Source organism: Streptomyces sp. NPDC048338 (assembly GCF_043201055.1).
Lineage (GTDB): Bacteria > Actinomycetota > Actinomycetes > Streptomycetales > Streptomycetaceae > Streptomyces.
In genome coordinates, this window is record NZ_JBICYQ010000012.1 from 146,240 (window position 1) to 161,648 (window position 15,409).

Here is a 15,409-nt window from a genome sequence, read left to right on the forward strand (position 1 = left end):
CGGCGTGAACCGGTGCCCCGACACATCCGTGAGGTGTGTCGGGGCACTGGCGTATCTCCGTGCGACGTCCATCGAGATTCGTCCGTTATCCGGACGGGGGTTCCATGGAGCGGACCAGTCCCCTAGATTGCACGCGCATTACCCGCGTGATCAACGGTGTTCAGCGAGGGGACGGAGTCGCCATATGTCAGAAGTGACGCAAGACAAACAACCGGTCGTGACACCGGTACGCGTGATCGTGGCGCTCTGTCTGGTCGCGCCCTTCGTGGCGATGCTCTGGGTGAGCTCGTACGCGAAGGTCGATCCGACCTTCATCGGCATCCCGTTCTTCTACTGGTACCAGATGGCCTGGGTCGTCGTCTCCACCGTGCTGACGATGGTCGCGTACAAGCTGTGGCAGCGTGACCAGCGCGCCCGCAAGGGAGGTGCGTCGCGATGAAGGACGGCGTGAACGGCGTCGCTCTGGGCGTCTTCATCTTCTTCTTCCTGGCCGTCACGGTCATGGGCTTCCTGGCCTCGCGCTGGCGCAGGGCCGAGAACGAGCACAGCCTGGACGAATGGGGCCTCGGCGGCCGTTCGTTCGGCACCTGGGTGACCTGGTTCCTGCTGGGCGGCGACCTCTACACCGCGTACACCTTCGTCGCCGTCCCGGCGGCCATCTACGCGGCCGGCGCGGCGGGCTTCTTCGCCGTCCCGTACACGATCCTCGTCTACCCGCTGATCTTCACCTTCCTGCCGCGGCTGTGGTCGGTGTCCCACAAGCACGGATACGTGACCACCTCGGACTTCGTCCGCGGCCGGTTCGGCTCCAAGAGCCTGTCGCTGGCGGTCGCCGTCACCGGCATCCTCGCCACCATGCCGTACATCGCGCTCCAGCTCGTCGGCATCCAGGCCGTCCTGGACGTGATGGGCGTGGGCGGCGGCGAGACGACGCACTGGTTCGTCAAGGACCTGCCGCTGCTCATCGCCTTCGGTGTCCTGGCGGCGTACACGTACTCCTCCGGACTGCGCGCGCCGGCGCTCATCGCCTTCGTCAAGGACACGCTGATCTACCTCGTCATCGCGGTGGCGATCATCTACATCCCGATCAAGCTGGGCGGCTTCGACGAGATCTTCGCCAAGGCCGGCGAGGCGTACGCCACGATCAACCCCGCCACCGACAAGCCGCGTGGCGCGCTGGTGCCGGGCGAGATGGGCCAGTGGGGCTACGCGACGCTCGCGCTCGGTTCGGCGCTGGCGCTCTTCATGTACCCGCACTCGATCACGGCGACGCTGTCCTCGCGCAGCCGTGACGTGATCCGCCGCAACACGACGATCCTGCCGCTCTACTCGCTGATGCTGGGCCTGCTCGCGCTGCTCGGCTTCATGGCGATCGCGGCGGGCGTGAAGGTGACCAACGGCCAGCTGGCCATCCCGCAGCTCTTCGAGAACATGTTCCCCGACTGGTTCGCGGGCGTGGCCTTCGCCGCCATCGGCATCGGCGCGCTGGTCCCGGCGGCGATCATGTCGATCGCCGCGGCCAACCTCTTCACCCGCAACATCTACAAGGACTTCCTGAAGCCGGACGCCACGCCGGAGCAGGAGACCAAGGTGTCCAAGCTGGTGTCGCTGCTGGTCAAGGTCGGCGCGCTGGTCTTCGTCCTCACCATGGACAAGACGGTCGCGATCAACTTCCAGCTGCTCGGCGGCATCTGGATCCTGCAGACGCTGCCGGCCCTGGTCGGCGGCCTGTTCACCCGCTGGTTCCACCGCTGGGCGCTGCTGGCCGGCTGGGCCGTCGGCATGGTCTACGGCACGGCGGCGGCGTACGGCGTGGCCAGCCCGACGCAGAAGCACTTCGGCGGCTCGTCCGCCGAGATCCCGGGCATCGGCGAGATCGGCTACATCGGCCTCACCGCCTTCGTGATCAACGTGGTGGTGACCGTCGTCCTGACGTTCGTCCTGAAGGCCCTCAAGGCGCCCGAGGGCGTGGACGAGACGTCCCCGTCGGACTACACGGCGGACGCCGGCGACGCGGGCGTGCAGACCGAGCTGCCGAAGGTGGGCGCGGGCCACTGACCCCGCCCGCAAGGTGACGAAGGCCGCCGCGCTTCCCCCGGGGAAGGCGCGGCGGCCTTCGCCGTCGTCACGAAAGGATGTGCGGATGAGAACCGGACCTCGCCTCTCCCTGCTCGTCCTGCTCCCCCTCGTGCTCGCCGTCACCGGCTGCGGCACCGAGGTCCCGGGCGGACCGGCGCCCGACCACGCGGAGCTGGAGGCGCGCGCCCACGCCGCGCAGACCCGCGTCGAGCACGTGTACGTCACCGAGGCCGAGGGGTTCCGGCCGGCCCTCCAGTCGGCCGGCGTCATCGGCGACGACGGCTTCCAGCTCACCTACGTCGGGCCCGCCGGCGAGCAGCTGACCCTCTCCGCGGAGCGGCGCCCCTTCACCGAGCGGGACTGCGCCGCCCCGCCGGCCGGCGACACCTGTGTGAGGGAGGGCGGCGGCTGGTACCGGCACTCCGCCGACCGGCACGCGTACCTGCGCAACGAGAACGGCCTGCGCGTCGAGCTGGCCGCCCCGCTGTCCGTGGGAAAGGACCTGCTGCGGGAGGCCGCCGCCGAGGCGCACCGCGCCGACGACGCCGAACTGGACGCGGTCCTGCCGCGGCGGACGAGCGGGAGCGGGCCCGTCGAGCGCGGCGACCTGCCACCGGTCGGCGACGGAGCCCCCGACAACGGAGTGGGCGCGAGCGGCTGAGCGCGGCACACTGCCTGGATGGACTTCACCATCAGGGCGGTACGGCCCGAGGAGTACGACGCCCTCGGCGAGGTCACCGCGCGGGCCTTCCTCGACGACGGGCACCTCGACTTCGGCGAGGACGACGACTACCTGCGCCTGTTGCGGAACGTGGCCCGGCGGGCCGCGGAAGCGGAGGTGCTGGTGGCGGTGGACCGCGCCGGCACGGTGCTCGGCGGCGTGACCTTCGTCGCCGGCGGGGAGTGGGCCGACATCGCGCGCGAGGGCGAGGCCGAGTTCCGGATGCTCGCCGTGGCGAAGGGCGCCCGCGGCCGGGGCGTCGGCGAGGCCCTCGTCCGGGCCTGCGTGGAGCGGGCGCGCAGGACACCGGGATGCCGGCGGCTGGTGCTCTCCACCCAGTCGCGCATGTCCGCCGCGCACCGGATCTACGAGCGGGCGGGCTTCGTCCGTACCCCTGACCGGGACTGGAGCCCGCTGGCCGACATGGATCCCCTGCACACCTACGCGTTGGAGCTCTGAGCACGGAACGACACAACATGTGGGGGGTGTCTCCAGGGGCGCCCCCCACATGTATGCTCGTGCTCGCTGTCGCCGCAGGGGAATCCGGTGCAAGTCCGGAACTGTCCCGCAACGGTGTGCTTATGGCGTTTTCATCCGCCAGGTGAGTCCGAAGACCTGCCGACAGTGCGCCCGGTCCGTCCGTTCCGGGTGTCACAGACGTCCGGGCCTCGCGGAGTGGGCCGGTGGCGCGGCGCACCCTGCGTACGGGTGCCCGGCTGCCCGCTTCCCCCGCCGGCCCCGAGCCGAGCGAGGGAGAGCCCCCACGTGACCATCGCGCCCGCCGATCCGGCCGCAGCGATCGAGAGCGACGGACCCGGGACCGTGCTGCTGCGGATCCTGACCGACCTCACCGCCGATCTCCCCGACACCGACCCCGGCAAGGTCGCCGCCGCCGCGCTGCGCGGCCGGAGCGCCGGCTCGGACGAGGCGGAACTGCGCGAGCTGGCCACCGAGGCGGCCGCCGGCCTGATCGCCGAGGACCCCGCGTACTCCCGGCTCGCCGCCCGGCTCCTGACGATCACCATCGCCGACGAGGCGGCGGGTCAGGGCGCGGTGTGCTTCTCGGCCTCCGTCGCCGTCGGCCACCGCGAGGGTCTGATCGCCGACCGTACGGCCGCGTTCGTCCGGCTGCACGGCGCGACGCTCGACGCGACGGTGGACCCGGCCGGCGACGACCGCTTCGGCTACTTCGGCCTGCGCACCCTGTACTCGCGCTACCTGCTGCGCCACCCGATCACCCGCAAGGTCGTCGAGACGCCCCAGCACTTCATGCTGCGCGTGGCCGCCGGGCTCGCCGAGGACAACTCGACGCGCGCGCTGGACGAGGTCACCGCGCTCTACGGCCTGATGAGCCGGCTCGACTACCTGCCCTCCTCCCCCACGCTCTTCAACTCCGGCACCCGCCACCCGCAGATGTCGTCCTGCTACCTGCTCGACTCTCCGCTGGACGAGCTGGACTCCATCTACGACCGGTACCACCAGGTCGCGCGTCTCTCGAAGCACGCGGGCGGCATCGGCCTGTCGTACTCCCGCATCCGCGCCCGCGGTTCGCTGATCCGCGGCACCAACGGGCACTCCAACGGCATCGTGCCGTTCCTGAAGACGCTGGACGCCTCCGTCGCGGCCGTGAACCAGGGCGGCCGGCGCAAGGGCGCCGCCGCCGTCTACCTGGAGACCTGGCACGCGGACATCGAGGAGTTCCTGGAGCTGCGCGACAACACCGGCGAGGACGCCCGGCGCACGCACAACCTGAACCTGGCGCACTGGATCCCGGACGAGTTCATGCGCCGGGTCAACGCCGACGCCCCGTGGTCGCTGTTCTCCCCGGCGGACGTGCCCGAGCTGGTCGACCTGTGGGGCGAGGAGTTCGACGCCGCCTACCGCGCCGCCGAGGCGAAGGGCCTGGCCCGCAAGACCATGCCGGCCCGTGACCTGTACGGCCGGATGATGCGGACGCTCGCCCAGACCGGCAACGGCTGGATGACCTTCAAGGACGCCTCGAACCGCACGGCCAACCAGACGGCGGAGCCGGGCCACACGGTCCACTCCTCCAACCTCTGCACGGAGATCCTGGAGGTCACGGACGACGGCGAGACCGCGGTCTGCAACCTGGGCTCGGTCAACCTCGGCGCGTTCGTGGACCTGGCGACCGGCGACATCGACTGGGAGCGGCTCGACGCGACGGTCCGCACGGCCGTCACCTTCCTCGACCGTGTCGTGGACATCAACTTCTACCCGACCGAGCAGGCCGGCCGGTCCAACGCCCGGTGGCGTCCGGTGGGCCTGGGCGCGATGGGCCTCCAGGACGTGTTCTTCCGGCTGAAGCTGCCCTTCGACTCCCCCGAGGCGAAGGCGCTCTCCACCCGGATCGCCGAGCGGATCATGCTCGCCGCCTACGAGGCCTCCGCCGACCTCGCCGAGCGCAACGGCCCGCTGCCCGCCTGGGAGAAGACCCGCACCGCCCGCGGTGTCCTGCACCCCGACCACTACGGCGTGGAGTTCACCTGGCCGGAGCGCTGGGCCGCGCTGCGCGAGCGGGTCGCCGCCGTCGGCATGCGCAACTCGCTGCTCCTCGCCATCGCGCCGACCGCGACGATCGCCTCGATCGCCGGTGTGTACGAGTGCATCGAGCCGCAGGTCTCCAACCTCTTCAAGCGCGAGACGCTGTCCGGTGAGTTCCTCCAGGTCAACTCGTACCTCGTCGACGAGCTGAAGAAGCTCGGTGTCTGGGACGCGCAGACCCGTGAGGCGCTGCGCGAGTCCAACGGCTCGGTGGCCGGCTTCACCTGGGTCCCGGCCGAGGTGCGCGAGCTGTACCGCACGGCCTGGGAGATCCCGCAGCGCGGTCTGATCGACATGGCGGCGGCCCGGACGCCGTACCTCGACCAGTCCCAGTCGCTGAACCTGTTCATGGAGACGCCGACCATCGGCAAGCTGTCGTCGATGTACGCGTACGCCTGGAAGCAGGGTCTGAAGACCACGTACTACCTGCGGTCCCGCCCGGCGACCCGGATCGCCCGCGCCGCCCAGGCGTCGACGGCCGCCGCAACCATCCCCGTCCAGCAGGTCGCCGACCCCGACGCGGTCGCCTGCTCCCTGGAAAACCCCGAGTCCTGCGAGGCCTGCCAGTAATGAGCGCGAACGAACAGAAGAACCTCCTCGACCCGGGCTTCGAGCTCACCCTGCGGCCCATGCGGTACCCGGACTTCTACGAGCGCTACCGGGACGCGATCAAGAACACGTGGACGGTGGAGGAGGTCGACCTCCACTCCGACGTCGCCGACCTCGCCAAGCTCACCCCCGGCGAGCAGCACATGATCGGCCGGCTGGTGGCGTTCTTCGCGACCGGTGACTCGATCGTCGCGAACAACCTCGTGCTCACGCTGTACAAGCACATCAACTCCCCCGAGGCGCGCCTGTACCTGTCGCGGCAGCTCTTCGAGGAGGCCGTGCACGTCCAGTTCTATCTGACGCTGCTCGACACCTACCTGCCCGACCCGGACGACCGCACCGCCGCGTTCGCCGCCGTGGAGAACATCCCCTCCATCCGGGAGAAGGCGCAGTTCTGCTTCCGGTGGATGGACTCGGTCGAGAAGATCGACCGGCTGGAGACGCAGGCCGATCGGCGTCGCTTCCTGCTGAACCTGATCTGCTTCGCCGCGTGCATCGAGGGCCTGTTCTTCTACGGCGCCTTCGCCTACGTGTACTGGTTCCGGTCGCGCGGCCTGCTGCACGGCCTGGCCACCGGCACCAACTGGGTCTTCCGTGACGAGACGATGCACATGAACTTCGCGTTCGAGGTCGTGGACACCGTCCGCAAGGAGGAGCCGGAGCTGTTCGACGACGAGCTCCGGGAGCAGGTCACCGCCATGCTGCGGGAGGCCGTCGAGGCGGAGCTCCAGTTCGGCCGCGACCTGTGCGGCGACGGCCTGCCGGGCATGAACACCGAGTCGATGCGCGAGTACCTCCAGTGCGTCGCCGACCAGCGCCTGACGCGCCTCGGTTTCGCCCCGGTGTACGGTTCCGAGAACCCGTTCGCGTTCATGGAGCTGCAGGGCGTCCAGGAGCTGACGAACTTCTTCGAGCGCCGCCCGTCCGCCTATCAGGTGGCGGTCGAGGGCTCGGTGGACCTCGACGAGGACTTCTGAGTGATCCGTACGCGGGTGGCGGCCGGCGCCGCCGCCCTGCTCACCGTCGCCGCGGGCCTGGGAATCAGGTCCGCGGCGTCGGGCGTCGTGGCGAAGTACGCGGGGGACGCCCTCTACACGGTGCTGGTGCTGACGCTGGTGGTGCTGCTCGCGCCGCGGGTCCGGCCCGCCGTGGCGGCCGGGATCGCACTGGGGTTCAGCGTGGCGGTGGAGTTCTTCCAGCTGACGGGGGTCCCGGCGGAGCTGGCGGCGCGCTCCGCGCTCGCCCGGCTGGTGCTCGGCACGTCGTTCAACGCGCCGGACCTGCTCTGGTACGCGATCGGCGCGGTGGTCGGCTGGGCCGTCCACCGCGCCGTGCGCCCGCGTGCCGACGCGGATCAGTCGTTGGCGACGACCGGGTAGCGCGGGGTGCCCTCGGCCATCTGGCGCAGGGCGTCCTTGCGGTCGCGCTTGGAGAGCCGGTCGATGTACAGGTAGCCGTACAGGTGGTCCGTCTCGTGCTGGAGGCAGCGCGCGAAGTAGCCGGTGCCGCGGACCTTGATCGGGTTGCCCTGGGCGTCCTGGCCGCGGACCACCGCGTAGTCGGGGCGGGCGAGTTCGGCGTAGGCCGTCGGCACGGAGAGGCAGCCCTCGTTGGACTCGTCCAGGGCGCGCAGCTCGGCCGGCAGCTCCTCCAGGACGGGGTTGCAGACGACGCCGACGTGGCGCACGCCCTCGTCGTCCATGCAGTCGTAGACGAAGACCTTGAGGTCCACACCGATCTGGTTGGCGGCGAGGCCCACGCCCTCGGCGGTCCGCTGGCTGGCGAACATGTCGTCGATCAGCGTCGCGAGCGCGTCGTCGAACTCGGTGACGTCCTTGCACTCCTTGTGGAGCACGGGGTTGCCCACGACCGTGATCGGACGCGACGTCCCCCGCTCGCGGTACGCGAGCTCGCGCGCCTCGCAGTCCTCCGTGTCGACGACGAACCCGTCGTTGATCTGCTCGTCAGTCTCCTGCTGCGCCATTCCGCCGCACGCCTTCCTCAGAACCCCAGTCGATGGTCGCGTACAGCCTACGGGCAGTGGTCAGCAGACTTCTTCGAGATCCCGCCACTCACGACTGTCGGGGCTGTCGGCGACCCAGCCGTCGAGCAGGCCGCGGACCAGTCCGGCCGGCGCGGCGATCCCGCACTCGCGCTCGGGGACCCACAGCTCGCCGGGCGAGCGGTGGCCGAGCGGCCCGGGGTGGCCGGGTTCGCTGTGGTCGTGCGGGTCGAGGTGCTCGCCCTCCCCCTCCGCGCTCGGCATCGTCGACTCGGAGCACGCGCGGCACAGCAGCCGTACCGACGAGGACCAGTCCTCGGCGGCGAAACCGGCGTCGGCGGCGAGCTTCTCCAGGGCGTCCCGGTCGTCCTCGGTGGCGGCCTCCAGGAGGACGACCCAGGTGGGGACGGGCGACGGCGCCCACAGCTCGATCTCGTCGAAGACGGGGTACGAGGGGCCGGCGCTGGTGGTCCGCTCGCCGTTGGGCACGCCGTCGTGGAGCACGACCTCGCCCCAGCGGCGGCCCGAGGAGGGCAGCGGGATGGAGAGCACCTCGATGCGGGCCGGGTCGAGCCGGCGGCCCCACACGACCTCCGCCTCGCCCTCGGGCGAGAGCCGTACGGCCGCGCTGCCCAGCTCCATACCGGCGGGCTCGCCCGTCCCGGCGGAGGCACCGGGGACCTTCAGCCCGTACGCCTGCCAGGCGCGGCGGGCGAGCGGCCAGTCCTGCAGGGCGGTGGCGGCGATGCCGACGTTCCACCAGTCGGGAGCGCCGGTCTCCTTGTCGAGCAGCGCGACGGCGCGCAGCCCCGCGGCCCGGGCCTGCTCCCAGTCGTGCCGGAACTTGTGCAGCAGCGCCAGGTTGAACCAGGACTCCGAGAGCCAGGGCTCCAGATCCGCCGCGCGTGTCAGCAGCGCGCCCGCGTCCTCGTACCGGCCGTCGCCGATCAGCGTGAACGCGCGGTCGGTGGCCTGCCGCCACGAGGCGGAGGGCCGATGCCGTACCTTCCCGAAGATCCTCACGATTCCCGCCTGCCGGTCGCTTCACCCTCTTGTTCGCATCCAACCATGCCCGGTTGCACGCGCGCTCATTACCCATGGGTTACCCAGGAGGAGCAGGAGCGACGCCGCCGCGCGCGAGGACTCTGGCGAGGGACTCCACGACCTCGGGGTGGTGGTCGCGGGCGGTGTCCAGCCGAAGGCGTTCGAGGGCCTTGAGGGCGCCGAGGGGGCCGGTGGCGGCGGATCCGGTGAGATCGTCGTACGCGTTGACGGTGCGGACGATCCGGGCGGGCAGGGGCTGGTCCCGGTACGGGTCGGCCTGGCGCTCCACGACCACGGCGACTTCGGCCGGCACCCCGGTCTGGCGGACGACGGCGCCGCCCAGGAGCGCGATCCGGCGCTGCTCCTCGGGCGCCAGCAGGGCGGTGGCGCCCTCGGGGACCGGGTCGACGAGGGAGAGCTGCCCGATGTCGTGCATGAGCGCGGCGTACTCCAGGACGGTCAGATCGGCCCCGGACAGCCCCAGCTCCCGCCCCACGGCCCCGCTCAGGGCGGCGACCCGGCGGGCATGCCCCGGTGGGGTGTACCCGGCGATCTCGGTGGCGCGGGCGAGGGAGGCGATGGTCTGCCGGTTCGTGGTCCGCACGGCCGCGTACCGCCGGAAGGACATCTGGGTCAGCAGGAGCGGCACGCAGAAGACGGGCAGCGCCCACAGCCCGGCGACGGCGACTCCGAGCGCCATCACGGCGCCGGTGGCGCACACCGCGGAGCCGATCCCGAGCAGGGCGCGCACCTCCTCGCGCAGCAGGGGGCCGAACGGGACGGGGGTGCCGCCGGTGGTGCGCGTGGCGGTGCGGGGGACGGTCCGCGCGCGGTGCATCAGGGCCGCGAGCACGGCGTCGCACAGCGCGGTGAGGACGAGCACGAGCAGCAGGAACAGGGCGTGCAGGGGACCCTCGCCGAGACGGCGGGTGAGTTCGCCCGTGTTGTAGAGGGGCTGGAAGCAGAGCCCGGCGAAGCCGACGGTGAGGATGCGCCGGGCCAGGTGGTCGAGGCCGGGCCCCCGGCCGGCGGCCACGTGCGGCACCACCCCGGCGAGCCCGCCGGCGACGACGACGGTCACGATCTGCGCGACTCCGTGCGTGGTGCCGGCCCCGGCGCTGGCGCCGAGCAGCGCGTAGGCGAGGGCACCGGCGGCGGCGAGCGGTGCGGGCTCCCTGCTCTGCGGCTCACCGGGGGCGGCGGCGGGGGTCCCCGCGCCCGCGGGGGCGCCCCAGCGGACGAGCTCGCCGAGGGCGATGAGGGTGCCGAAGGCGAGGGCGTGCGAGGGTTCGTCGATCCCCTGCCAGAGCGTGGCGGCGAACCCGGCGACGGTGAGCAGGGCCGCGGCCCCGTACACCGCCCCGACGGTGCCGGCCCCGGGCCTCATCGGCGGCCCCGGCGGCGGGCGAGCGCCTCGGAGCCGCCGCCGGACGCCGGACGCGGCACCGGGCCGGCCGCCCGGGTGCCGCCCGGCGCGGCGGACTTCGGCGGGGGCACGTTCTCCGCGGGCGGCACCGTCTCGTCCGCGGTGACCGCCGTCTGCCAGCCGTGCCGGTCCAGGGCCCGGGTCAGGGCGTGGACCATCCGGGGGTCGAACTGGGAGCCCGCGCAGCGCTCCAGCTCCGCCATCGCGGTCTCGACCGGGCGGGCCCGGCTGTAGGACCGGGTCGAGGTCATCGCGTCGAAGGCGTCCGCGACGGCGACCACGCGGGCGAACTCGGGAATCTGGCCGCCCCGGAGGCCGTACGGGTAACCGCTCCCGTCCATACGTTCGTGGTGGTGCAGGATCGCCGCCCGCGCCTCCCCCAGGAAGCCGATGCCCCGGACCATCTCGTGCCCGTACTCCGGATGCAGTTCGATGACCCGGCGCTCCTCCGGTGTCAGGGGGCCGTCCTTGCGCAGCACCCGGGTGGGCACACCGAGCTTGCCCACGTCGTGCAGGATGCCCGCGAACCGCACGACCTCCAGCCGCTCCTCGGCCATGCCGAGCTCACGGGCGATCAGCACGGAGGCCCGGCCGACCCGTTCGCTGTGGCCGCGCGTGTAGCGGTCCTTGATGTCGACGGCCTGGACGAGCGCGCGGATCGTCGCCTGGTGGGCGGCCCGCTCGCGGTGGTACTGGGCGAAGACCCAGCAGGAGAGGTACATGGGGAGCAGGACGAAGAGCGCGGCGACCGGTCCGTAGGTGCTGCGCCACAGGACGGCCATCATCAGTCCGGCGAGCCCGTGCACCGCGTGCGGGGCGAGCGCCCGGCCGTACTGGCCCTGCCAGGCGCCCCTCGTCGCGGCGACCCGCATGGCACCGTCGAGGACGGTCAGGACAAGGCAGAAGGTGAGGACCGAGGCCCCGGCGGGCACCAGCGTGTACGGGAAGTCGGGGGCGTGCGTCCCCCGGCCGAGCGCGGCGTCCGCTCCGAGGAGGCGGGCCACCAGTGCCGCCGCGCCGACGGCGAGGGCGAGCCGGGAGGCGCGCCACACCCGGCGGGGTCCGGCCGGGCGCTGCTCCACCCGGGCGAGCAGGGCCCCGGGCAGGGCGGTGAGCGCGGCGGCCGACGGCGGCAGGAGCAGCGCGGCGGCGAGCAGGACGGGGAAGAAGGGGCCGCTGCCCGTGGGGACCGCGCCGCCGAGCGCGCGGCCGAGCAGCCGGCAGCGGGCGGGCAGCTCGCACCCGGCGTACAGCACGGCGAGCAGCGCGACGGCGCTCCAGGGGGTCCGGGCGCCGGGGCCCAGCGCCGGCAGGACGCAGGCGGCTGCGCCGAGCGCGGCGCAGCCCACGTGGACGCGGGCCGCTCGCGGAATCACCATCACGGCCGTCACGCTAGCGACTTGCGCGGGGCGTGCGGGCCATCACCCGATGATTAGCACCATCGGGTGGTACAAGCTGATTTACGTCGGAGGGCCGCCGCGATCACTCGCGGCGGCCCTCTTCGTCCGTGCGTCCCGCACGGACGAGCGTCACTCCTGGGCGGTCGCCGTCACGTCCTGCTCGGGCACCGCGTGGCCCGAACGGATCAGGTCGATCCGGCCCATCACCTTGGCCCGCAGGTCGGTGGGCACGTCGTCACTGCCGCAGCAGCGCTTGACGAGCTTCTTCACCGCCTGCTCCAGGCCGTACTTCTCCAGACACGGGGAGCACTCCTCGAAGTGCACCTCGAACTTCGTGCAGTCACTGTCGGGCATCTCATGGTCGAGGAACTCGTAAAGATGATCCAGGACCTCTGAGCAATCCGTCTCGTGCGGCTCTCCGCAGCTCATGAGCCCGAGCCTTTCAGATCGTTCGACGACTCTCCGGCGCCCGCGGGTACCAGCCCGCGGTCGCGGGCGTAGTCCTCGAGCATGCCGCGCAACTGGCGGCGGCCCCGGTGCAGTCGGGACATCACCGTACCGATGGGTGTACCCATGATGTCCGCGATCTCCTTGTACGCAAAGCCCTCTACGTCCGCGAGATAGACGGCGATGCGGAACTCCTCGGGGATCGCCTGGAGCGCTTCCTTCACGTCGGAGTCCGGGAGGTGGTCGAGGGCCTGGGACTCGGCGGACCGCAGGCCGGTCGACATGTGCGACTCGGCACGGGCGAGCTGCCAGTCCTCGATCTCCTCGGCGGCGCTGCGCTGCGGCTCGCGCTGCTTCTTGCGGTACGAGTTGATGAACGTGTTGGTGAGGATGCGGTACAGCCACGCCTTCAGGTTCGTGCCCTCGCGGAACTGGTGGAACGAGCCGTACGCCTTGGCGTACGTCTCCTGCACCAGGTCCTCCGCGTCCGCGGGATTGCGCGTCATGCGCAGCGCGGCGGAGTACATCTGGTCGAGGAAGCCGAGGGCGTCCCGCTCGAAGCGCGCGTTGCGCTCCTCGGTCGTCTCCTCGGGGCCGTCGTCGGTCCCTGTGTCGGTCCCAGTGACCGGACCCACCTCCTCCAGCGCTGCGGCGAACCCGAAGGCGGACCCGCTCGTTTCGGAGGATAGACGAGGAACCGCTCCGCCCGCCGCCCGAATAGGGGCGGTCCGGGGCGCGGGCAGCACTGTCCAGTCGAGGTCAGCGGCCTGCGCGCGCTCGGGGCAGATGGTCGAACCCATGCGACGGACTCCCTCTTCCTTTGCTCTCACACCGATGTCCGTCACAACCGCCGCCGGGCCCGCCTCATTCCCGAAGTGACGTGAGCCACCCGGAGACTTCACGGACGACGAGCGCGAGGGCCTCGTCCTGCCCGAGAGGGGCGCGCTTGGCGACGGCGAAGCCGTGGTCGCCGTGCGGGACCTCGGCCAGCGCGTACGTCCCTTCGGGGAACTCCGCCGGCCCGCCGAAGGGGTCGTTGCCGCCCTGGACGACGAGGGTGGGCAGGCCGGTGCCCAGGAGCTCGTCGGCCCGGGACTTCTCGGGCCGGCCGGGCGGATGGAGGGGGAAGGCGAGTGCGAGCACGGCCAGGGCGCCGAGCTCCGCGCCGGTCCGGCAGGCGACCCGCGCCCCGGCGCTGCGCCCTCCGGCGACCACGGGCAGCCCGGGTGCGGCGAGGGCCGGCCAGACCCCGCGCCACCCGACGTCCAGGGTCTTCGGCGCGGGCGCGACCTTCTTCCCCGCCACCCGCCAGGGCTGCTCGACGAGCGCCACGGTCACCCCCTGCGCGGGCAGCGCGGCGGCCAGCTCCCGCAGGTCCCGCGCCTCGATCCCGCCGCCCGCCCCGTGCCCCAGGGCCAGTACCGCCCACGGCTCCGTACCGGCGTGCCAGGTGATCCGCGCGTCCCCGGCCCCGGTCTCCACGATCTCGCTCTTCGTCACCTCCCCATCCTGCCGCGCGGGGGCGGCGCGCACGGACAGGCGGGGTCAGAACAGCGTGCCGACCTCCGGGGCCGCCAGTTCCTCCAGCAGCTCCGGGCCGTTGTTGCGGACGTTGCTCACCGCCGTCGCCACCGGGTAGGCCCGCATCAGGCCCTCCGCCGGCGCCGCCAGCAGTCCCTTCAGCTCGTCCGGGTCGGTGCGGGCCGGATCCAGCCAGGCGTCCCAGTGGTCCGGGGTCAGCATCAACGGCATCCGCGGATGGATGTCGGCCAGCGAGCCGGGCCCCTCCGCGGGAGCCACGCCCAGCGGCCCCGTCTCGGCCTCGGTCGTGATCACGGAGCAGGTCACCCACCACGCCGAGGGGTGGTCGTCCGGCAGGGTCCGGTCGCGCCAGAACTCGTAGAGCCCCGCCATCGCGAACACCGAACCGTCCGCCGGGGTCACGAAGTACGGCTGCTTCCGCGGCCTCTTCCGCTTCCCCTCCACCTCCAGGTCCCGCTCGGCGCTCCCGGTCACCCACTCGTAATAACCGTCCGCCGGCAGGATGCAGCGCCGGGAGGAGAACGCCCGGCGGAACGACGGCTTCTCGTGCACCGTCTCCGACCGCGCGTTGATCATCCGGGCCGCGCCCTCGGGCGACTTCGACCAGGACGGCACCAGGCCCCACCTCAACGCCCGCATCTGGCGAACCGGGAGCCGCGATTCCGCGTCTTTCAGAGGACGCTCGAGTATCGCGTACACCTCTTTGGTGGGGGCCACGTTCCAGTCCGGAGCCAGTGTCTCCTCGGGCTCCCACTTCTCGACCTCGAAGAGCTCCACCAGATCCTCGGGTCGACGACTCGCTGCATACCGTCCGCACATACGTGCCACACTGCCACGGTCCACCCCCCACCCGAGGAGCCCGAGCCGGAAATGACCGAAGTCCTCGGTACCCAGACCGCGCCCGAGCAGTGGCTGGTGATCGCGACCGCGATAGCCGCCCTCGCCGCCGTCGTCCCGCGCCGCCTCTGGCGACTCTCCCGCAACGCGATCACCATCGCCCACGAGGGCGGCCACGGTCTCGTCGCGCTCGTCACCGGCCGCCGGCTCGAATCCATCCGGCTGCACTCGGACACCAGCGGCCTCACCGTCTCCCGCGGCCGCCCCACCGGCATCGGCATGATCCTGACCGCCGCCGCCGGCTACACCGCGGCCCCGCTGCTGGGTCTGGGCGGCGCCTGGCTGCTCACCGAGCACCGGATCACCCTGCTGCTCTGGCTGGCGACCGCGCTGCTGCTCGTCATGCTGGTGATGGTCCGCAACGCCTACGGGATCTTCACCGTCCTCGTCACCGGCGCCGCCTTCCTCCTGGTCTCCTGGCTGACCGGCCCGGACGTCCAGGCCGCGTTCGCGTACTCCGTCGTCTGGTTCCTGCTCCTCGGCGGCGTCCGCCCGGTCTTCGAACTCCAGGGCAAGCGCCGCCACGGCGGCGCGCCGGACTCCGACGCCGACCAGCTCGCCCGGCTCACGAACGTCCACCCGGTGCTCTGGCTCTTCCTCTTCCACGCCGTCTCGATCTGCTCCCTGATCGGCGCGAGCCGCTGGCTGCTGGGCCTCTGAGGCGTGCCGGCGACTTCCGG

At 72.0% G+C, this 15,409-nt stretch carries 16 protein-coding genes and 1 riboswitch; of the genes, 8 read left to right on the plus strand and 8 right to left on the minus strand.

All coding sequences use genetic code 11. From position 1 onward, the window contains the following. The first annotated feature begins 184 nt into the window (after positions 1-184). From ACGFZF_RS26760 to ACGFZF_RS26790, 7 genes are all read left to right on the plus strand, one after another. Positions 185-439: a DUF3311 domain-containing protein gene (locus ACGFZF_RS26760; protein WP_147981156.1), complete on the plus strand. Its 255-nt coding sequence runs from the start codon at positions 185-187 to the stop codon at positions 437-439. Beyond that, positions 436-2,058 carry a monocarboxylate uptake permease MctP gene (gene mctP / locus ACGFZF_RS26765; RefSeq protein ID WP_393558115.1) on the plus strand — a complete coding sequence of 541 codons (1,623 nt, stop codon included), beginning with the start codon at positions 436-438 and terminating at the stop codon, positions 2,056-2,058. Before ACGFZF_RS26760 ends, mctP begins: the two co-directional genes overlap by 4 nt. Before the next feature lie 85 nt (positions 2,059-2,143). Further along, positions 2,144-2,740 carry a hypothetical protein gene (locus ACGFZF_RS26770; RefSeq protein ID WP_393558117.1) on the plus strand — a complete coding sequence of 199 codons (597 nt, stop codon included), beginning with the start codon at positions 2,144-2,146 and terminating at the stop codon, positions 2,738-2,740. An 18-nt stretch (positions 2,741-2,758) separates the two neighbouring features. Further along, a complete protein-coding gene (locus ACGFZF_RS26775; protein ID WP_393558119.1) occupies positions 2,759-3,259 on the plus strand; it encodes a GNAT family N-acetyltransferase in 501 nt (166 codons plus the stop codon). A gap of 40 nt (positions 3,260-3,299) precedes the next feature. Then, positions 3,300-3,438, plus strand: a riboswitch (cobalamin riboswitch). A 127-nt stretch (positions 3,439-3,565) separates the two neighbouring features. Next, complete coding sequence (locus ACGFZF_RS26780) at positions 3,566-5,932, plus strand: ribonucleoside-diphosphate reductase subunit alpha (RefSeq protein ID WP_393558121.1); 2,367 nt, start codon at positions 3,566-3,568, stop codon at positions 5,930-5,932. Further along, positions 5,932-6,948 carry a ribonucleotide-diphosphate reductase subunit beta gene (locus ACGFZF_RS26785; RefSeq protein ID WP_356606680.1) on the plus strand — a complete coding sequence of 339 codons (1,017 nt, stop codon included), beginning with the start codon at positions 5,932-5,934 and terminating at the stop codon, positions 6,946-6,948. The genes ACGFZF_RS26780 and ACGFZF_RS26785 overlap by 1 nt, the downstream gene beginning before the upstream one ends. Then, positions 6,949-7,350, plus strand: coding sequence for a DUF2809 domain-containing protein (locus ACGFZF_RS26790; protein ID WP_393558124.1), 402 nt, complete (start codon positions 6,949-6,951; stop codon positions 7,348-7,350). Here the strand turns inward: ACGFZF_RS26790 and def are convergent. The 8 genes from def to ACGFZF_RS26830 all read right to left on the minus strand — a co-directional run bounded on the left by def (position 7,326) and on the right by ACGFZF_RS26830 (position 14,651). Beyond that, positions 7,326-7,955 (minus strand): peptide deformylase, encoded by a 630-nt coding sequence (gene def / locus ACGFZF_RS26795; protein ID WP_147981150.1) that lies wholly within the window; start codon positions 7,953-7,955, stop codon positions 7,326-7,328. The two genes, ACGFZF_RS26790 and def, sit on opposite strands and share 25 nt — an antisense overlap. Positions 7,956-8,015: 60 nt before the next feature. Continuing rightward, complete coding sequence (locus ACGFZF_RS26800) at positions 8,016-8,996, minus strand: hypothetical protein (RefSeq protein WP_147981149.1); 981 nt, start codon at positions 8,994-8,996, stop codon at positions 8,016-8,018. 79 nt (positions 8,997-9,075) lie between these two features. After that, entirely contained in the window at positions 9,076-10,404 is a 1,329-nt protein-coding gene (locus ACGFZF_RS26805; RefSeq protein ID WP_393558127.1) for an HD-GYP domain-containing protein, read from the minus strand. Beyond that, the gene (locus ACGFZF_RS26810; protein WP_393558129.1) at positions 10,401-11,822 is read right to left on the minus strand and encodes an HD-GYP domain-containing protein; all 1,422 of its coding nucleotides are present in this window, start codon (positions 11,820-11,822) and stop codon (positions 10,401-10,403) included. Before ACGFZF_RS26810 ends, ACGFZF_RS26805 begins: the two co-directional genes overlap by 4 nt. A gap of 150 nt (positions 11,823-11,972) precedes the next feature. Next, positions 11,973-12,272 (minus strand): mycothiol system anti-sigma-R factor, encoded by a 300-nt coding sequence (gene rsrA / locus ACGFZF_RS26815; protein ID WP_393558131.1) that lies wholly within the window; start codon positions 12,270-12,272, stop codon positions 11,973-11,975. Then, positions 12,269-12,925 (minus strand): sigma-70 family RNA polymerase sigma factor, encoded by a 657-nt coding sequence (locus ACGFZF_RS26820; protein ID WP_187282890.1) that lies wholly within the window; start codon positions 12,923-12,925, stop codon positions 12,269-12,271. Before ACGFZF_RS26820 ends, rsrA begins: the two co-directional genes overlap by 4 nt. A 229-nt stretch (positions 12,926-13,154) precedes the next feature. Next, positions 13,155-13,790 (minus strand): alpha/beta family hydrolase, encoded by a 636-nt coding sequence (locus tag ACGFZF_RS26825; protein ID WP_393558133.1) that lies wholly within the window; start codon positions 13,788-13,790, stop codon positions 13,155-13,157. 45 nt (positions 13,791-13,835) lie between these two features. Further along, the gene (locus tag ACGFZF_RS26830; RefSeq protein WP_393558136.1) at positions 13,836-14,651 is read right to left on the minus strand and encodes an SOS response-associated peptidase; all 816 of its coding nucleotides are present in this window, start codon (positions 14,649-14,651) and stop codon (positions 13,836-13,838) included. A 51-nt stretch (positions 14,652-14,702) separates the two neighbouring features. Here ACGFZF_RS26830 and ACGFZF_RS26835 point away from each other — a divergent pair, with 51 nt between their 5' ends. Next, on the plus strand, positions 14,703-15,389 hold the full coding sequence (locus ACGFZF_RS26835) for a M50 family metallopeptidase (RefSeq protein ID WP_393558138.1): 687 nt from the start codon (positions 14,703-14,705) through the stop codon (positions 15,387-15,389). Positions 15,390-15,409 lie beyond the last annotated feature (20 nt).

What these genes read in the sequence shown, in the direction of transcription:
- ACGFZF_RS26760 (WP_147981156.1), top strand. Translation starts at nt 185, where the DNA reads ATGTCAGAAGTGACGCAAGACAAACAACCGGTCGTGACACCGGTACGC.
- mctP (WP_393558115.1), top strand. Translation starts at nt 436, where the DNA reads ATGAAGGACGGCGTGAACGGCGTCGCTCTGGGCGTCTTCATCTTCTTC.
- ACGFZF_RS26770 (WP_393558117.1), top strand. Translation starts at nt 2,144, where the DNA reads ATGAGAACCGGACCTCGCCTCTCCCTGCTCGTCCTGCTCCCCCTCGTG.
- ACGFZF_RS26775 (WP_393558119.1), top strand. Translation starts at nt 2,759, where the DNA reads ATGGACTTCACCATCAGGGCGGTACGGCCCGAGGAGTACGACGCCCTC.
- ACGFZF_RS26785 (WP_356606680.1), top strand. Translation starts at nt 5,932, where the DNA reads ATGAGCGCGAACGAACAGAAGAACCTCCTCGACCCGGGCTTCGAGCTC.
- def (WP_147981150.1), bottom strand. Translation starts at nt 7,955, where the DNA reads ATGGCGCAGCAGGAGACTGACGAGCAGATCAACGACGGGTTCGTCGTC.
- ACGFZF_RS26805 (WP_393558127.1), bottom strand. Translation starts at nt 10,404, where the DNA reads ATGAGGCCCGGGGCCGGCACCGTCGGGGCGGTGTACGGGGCCGCGGCC.
- ACGFZF_RS26810 (WP_393558129.1), bottom strand. Translation starts at nt 11,822, where the DNA reads ATGGTGATTCCGCGAGCGGCCCGCGTCCACGTGGGCTGCGCCGCGCTC.
- rsrA (WP_393558131.1), bottom strand. Translation starts at nt 12,272, where the DNA reads ATGAGCTGCGGAGAGCCGCACGAGACGGATTGCTCAGAGGTCCTGGAT.
- ACGFZF_RS26830 (WP_393558136.1), bottom strand. Translation starts at nt 14,651, where the DNA reads ATGTGCGGACGGTATGCAGCGAGTCGTCGACCCGAGGATCTGGTGGAG.
- ACGFZF_RS26835 (WP_393558138.1), top strand. Translation starts at nt 14,703, where the DNA reads ATGACCGAAGTCCTCGGTACCCAGACCGCGCCCGAGCAGTGGCTGGTG.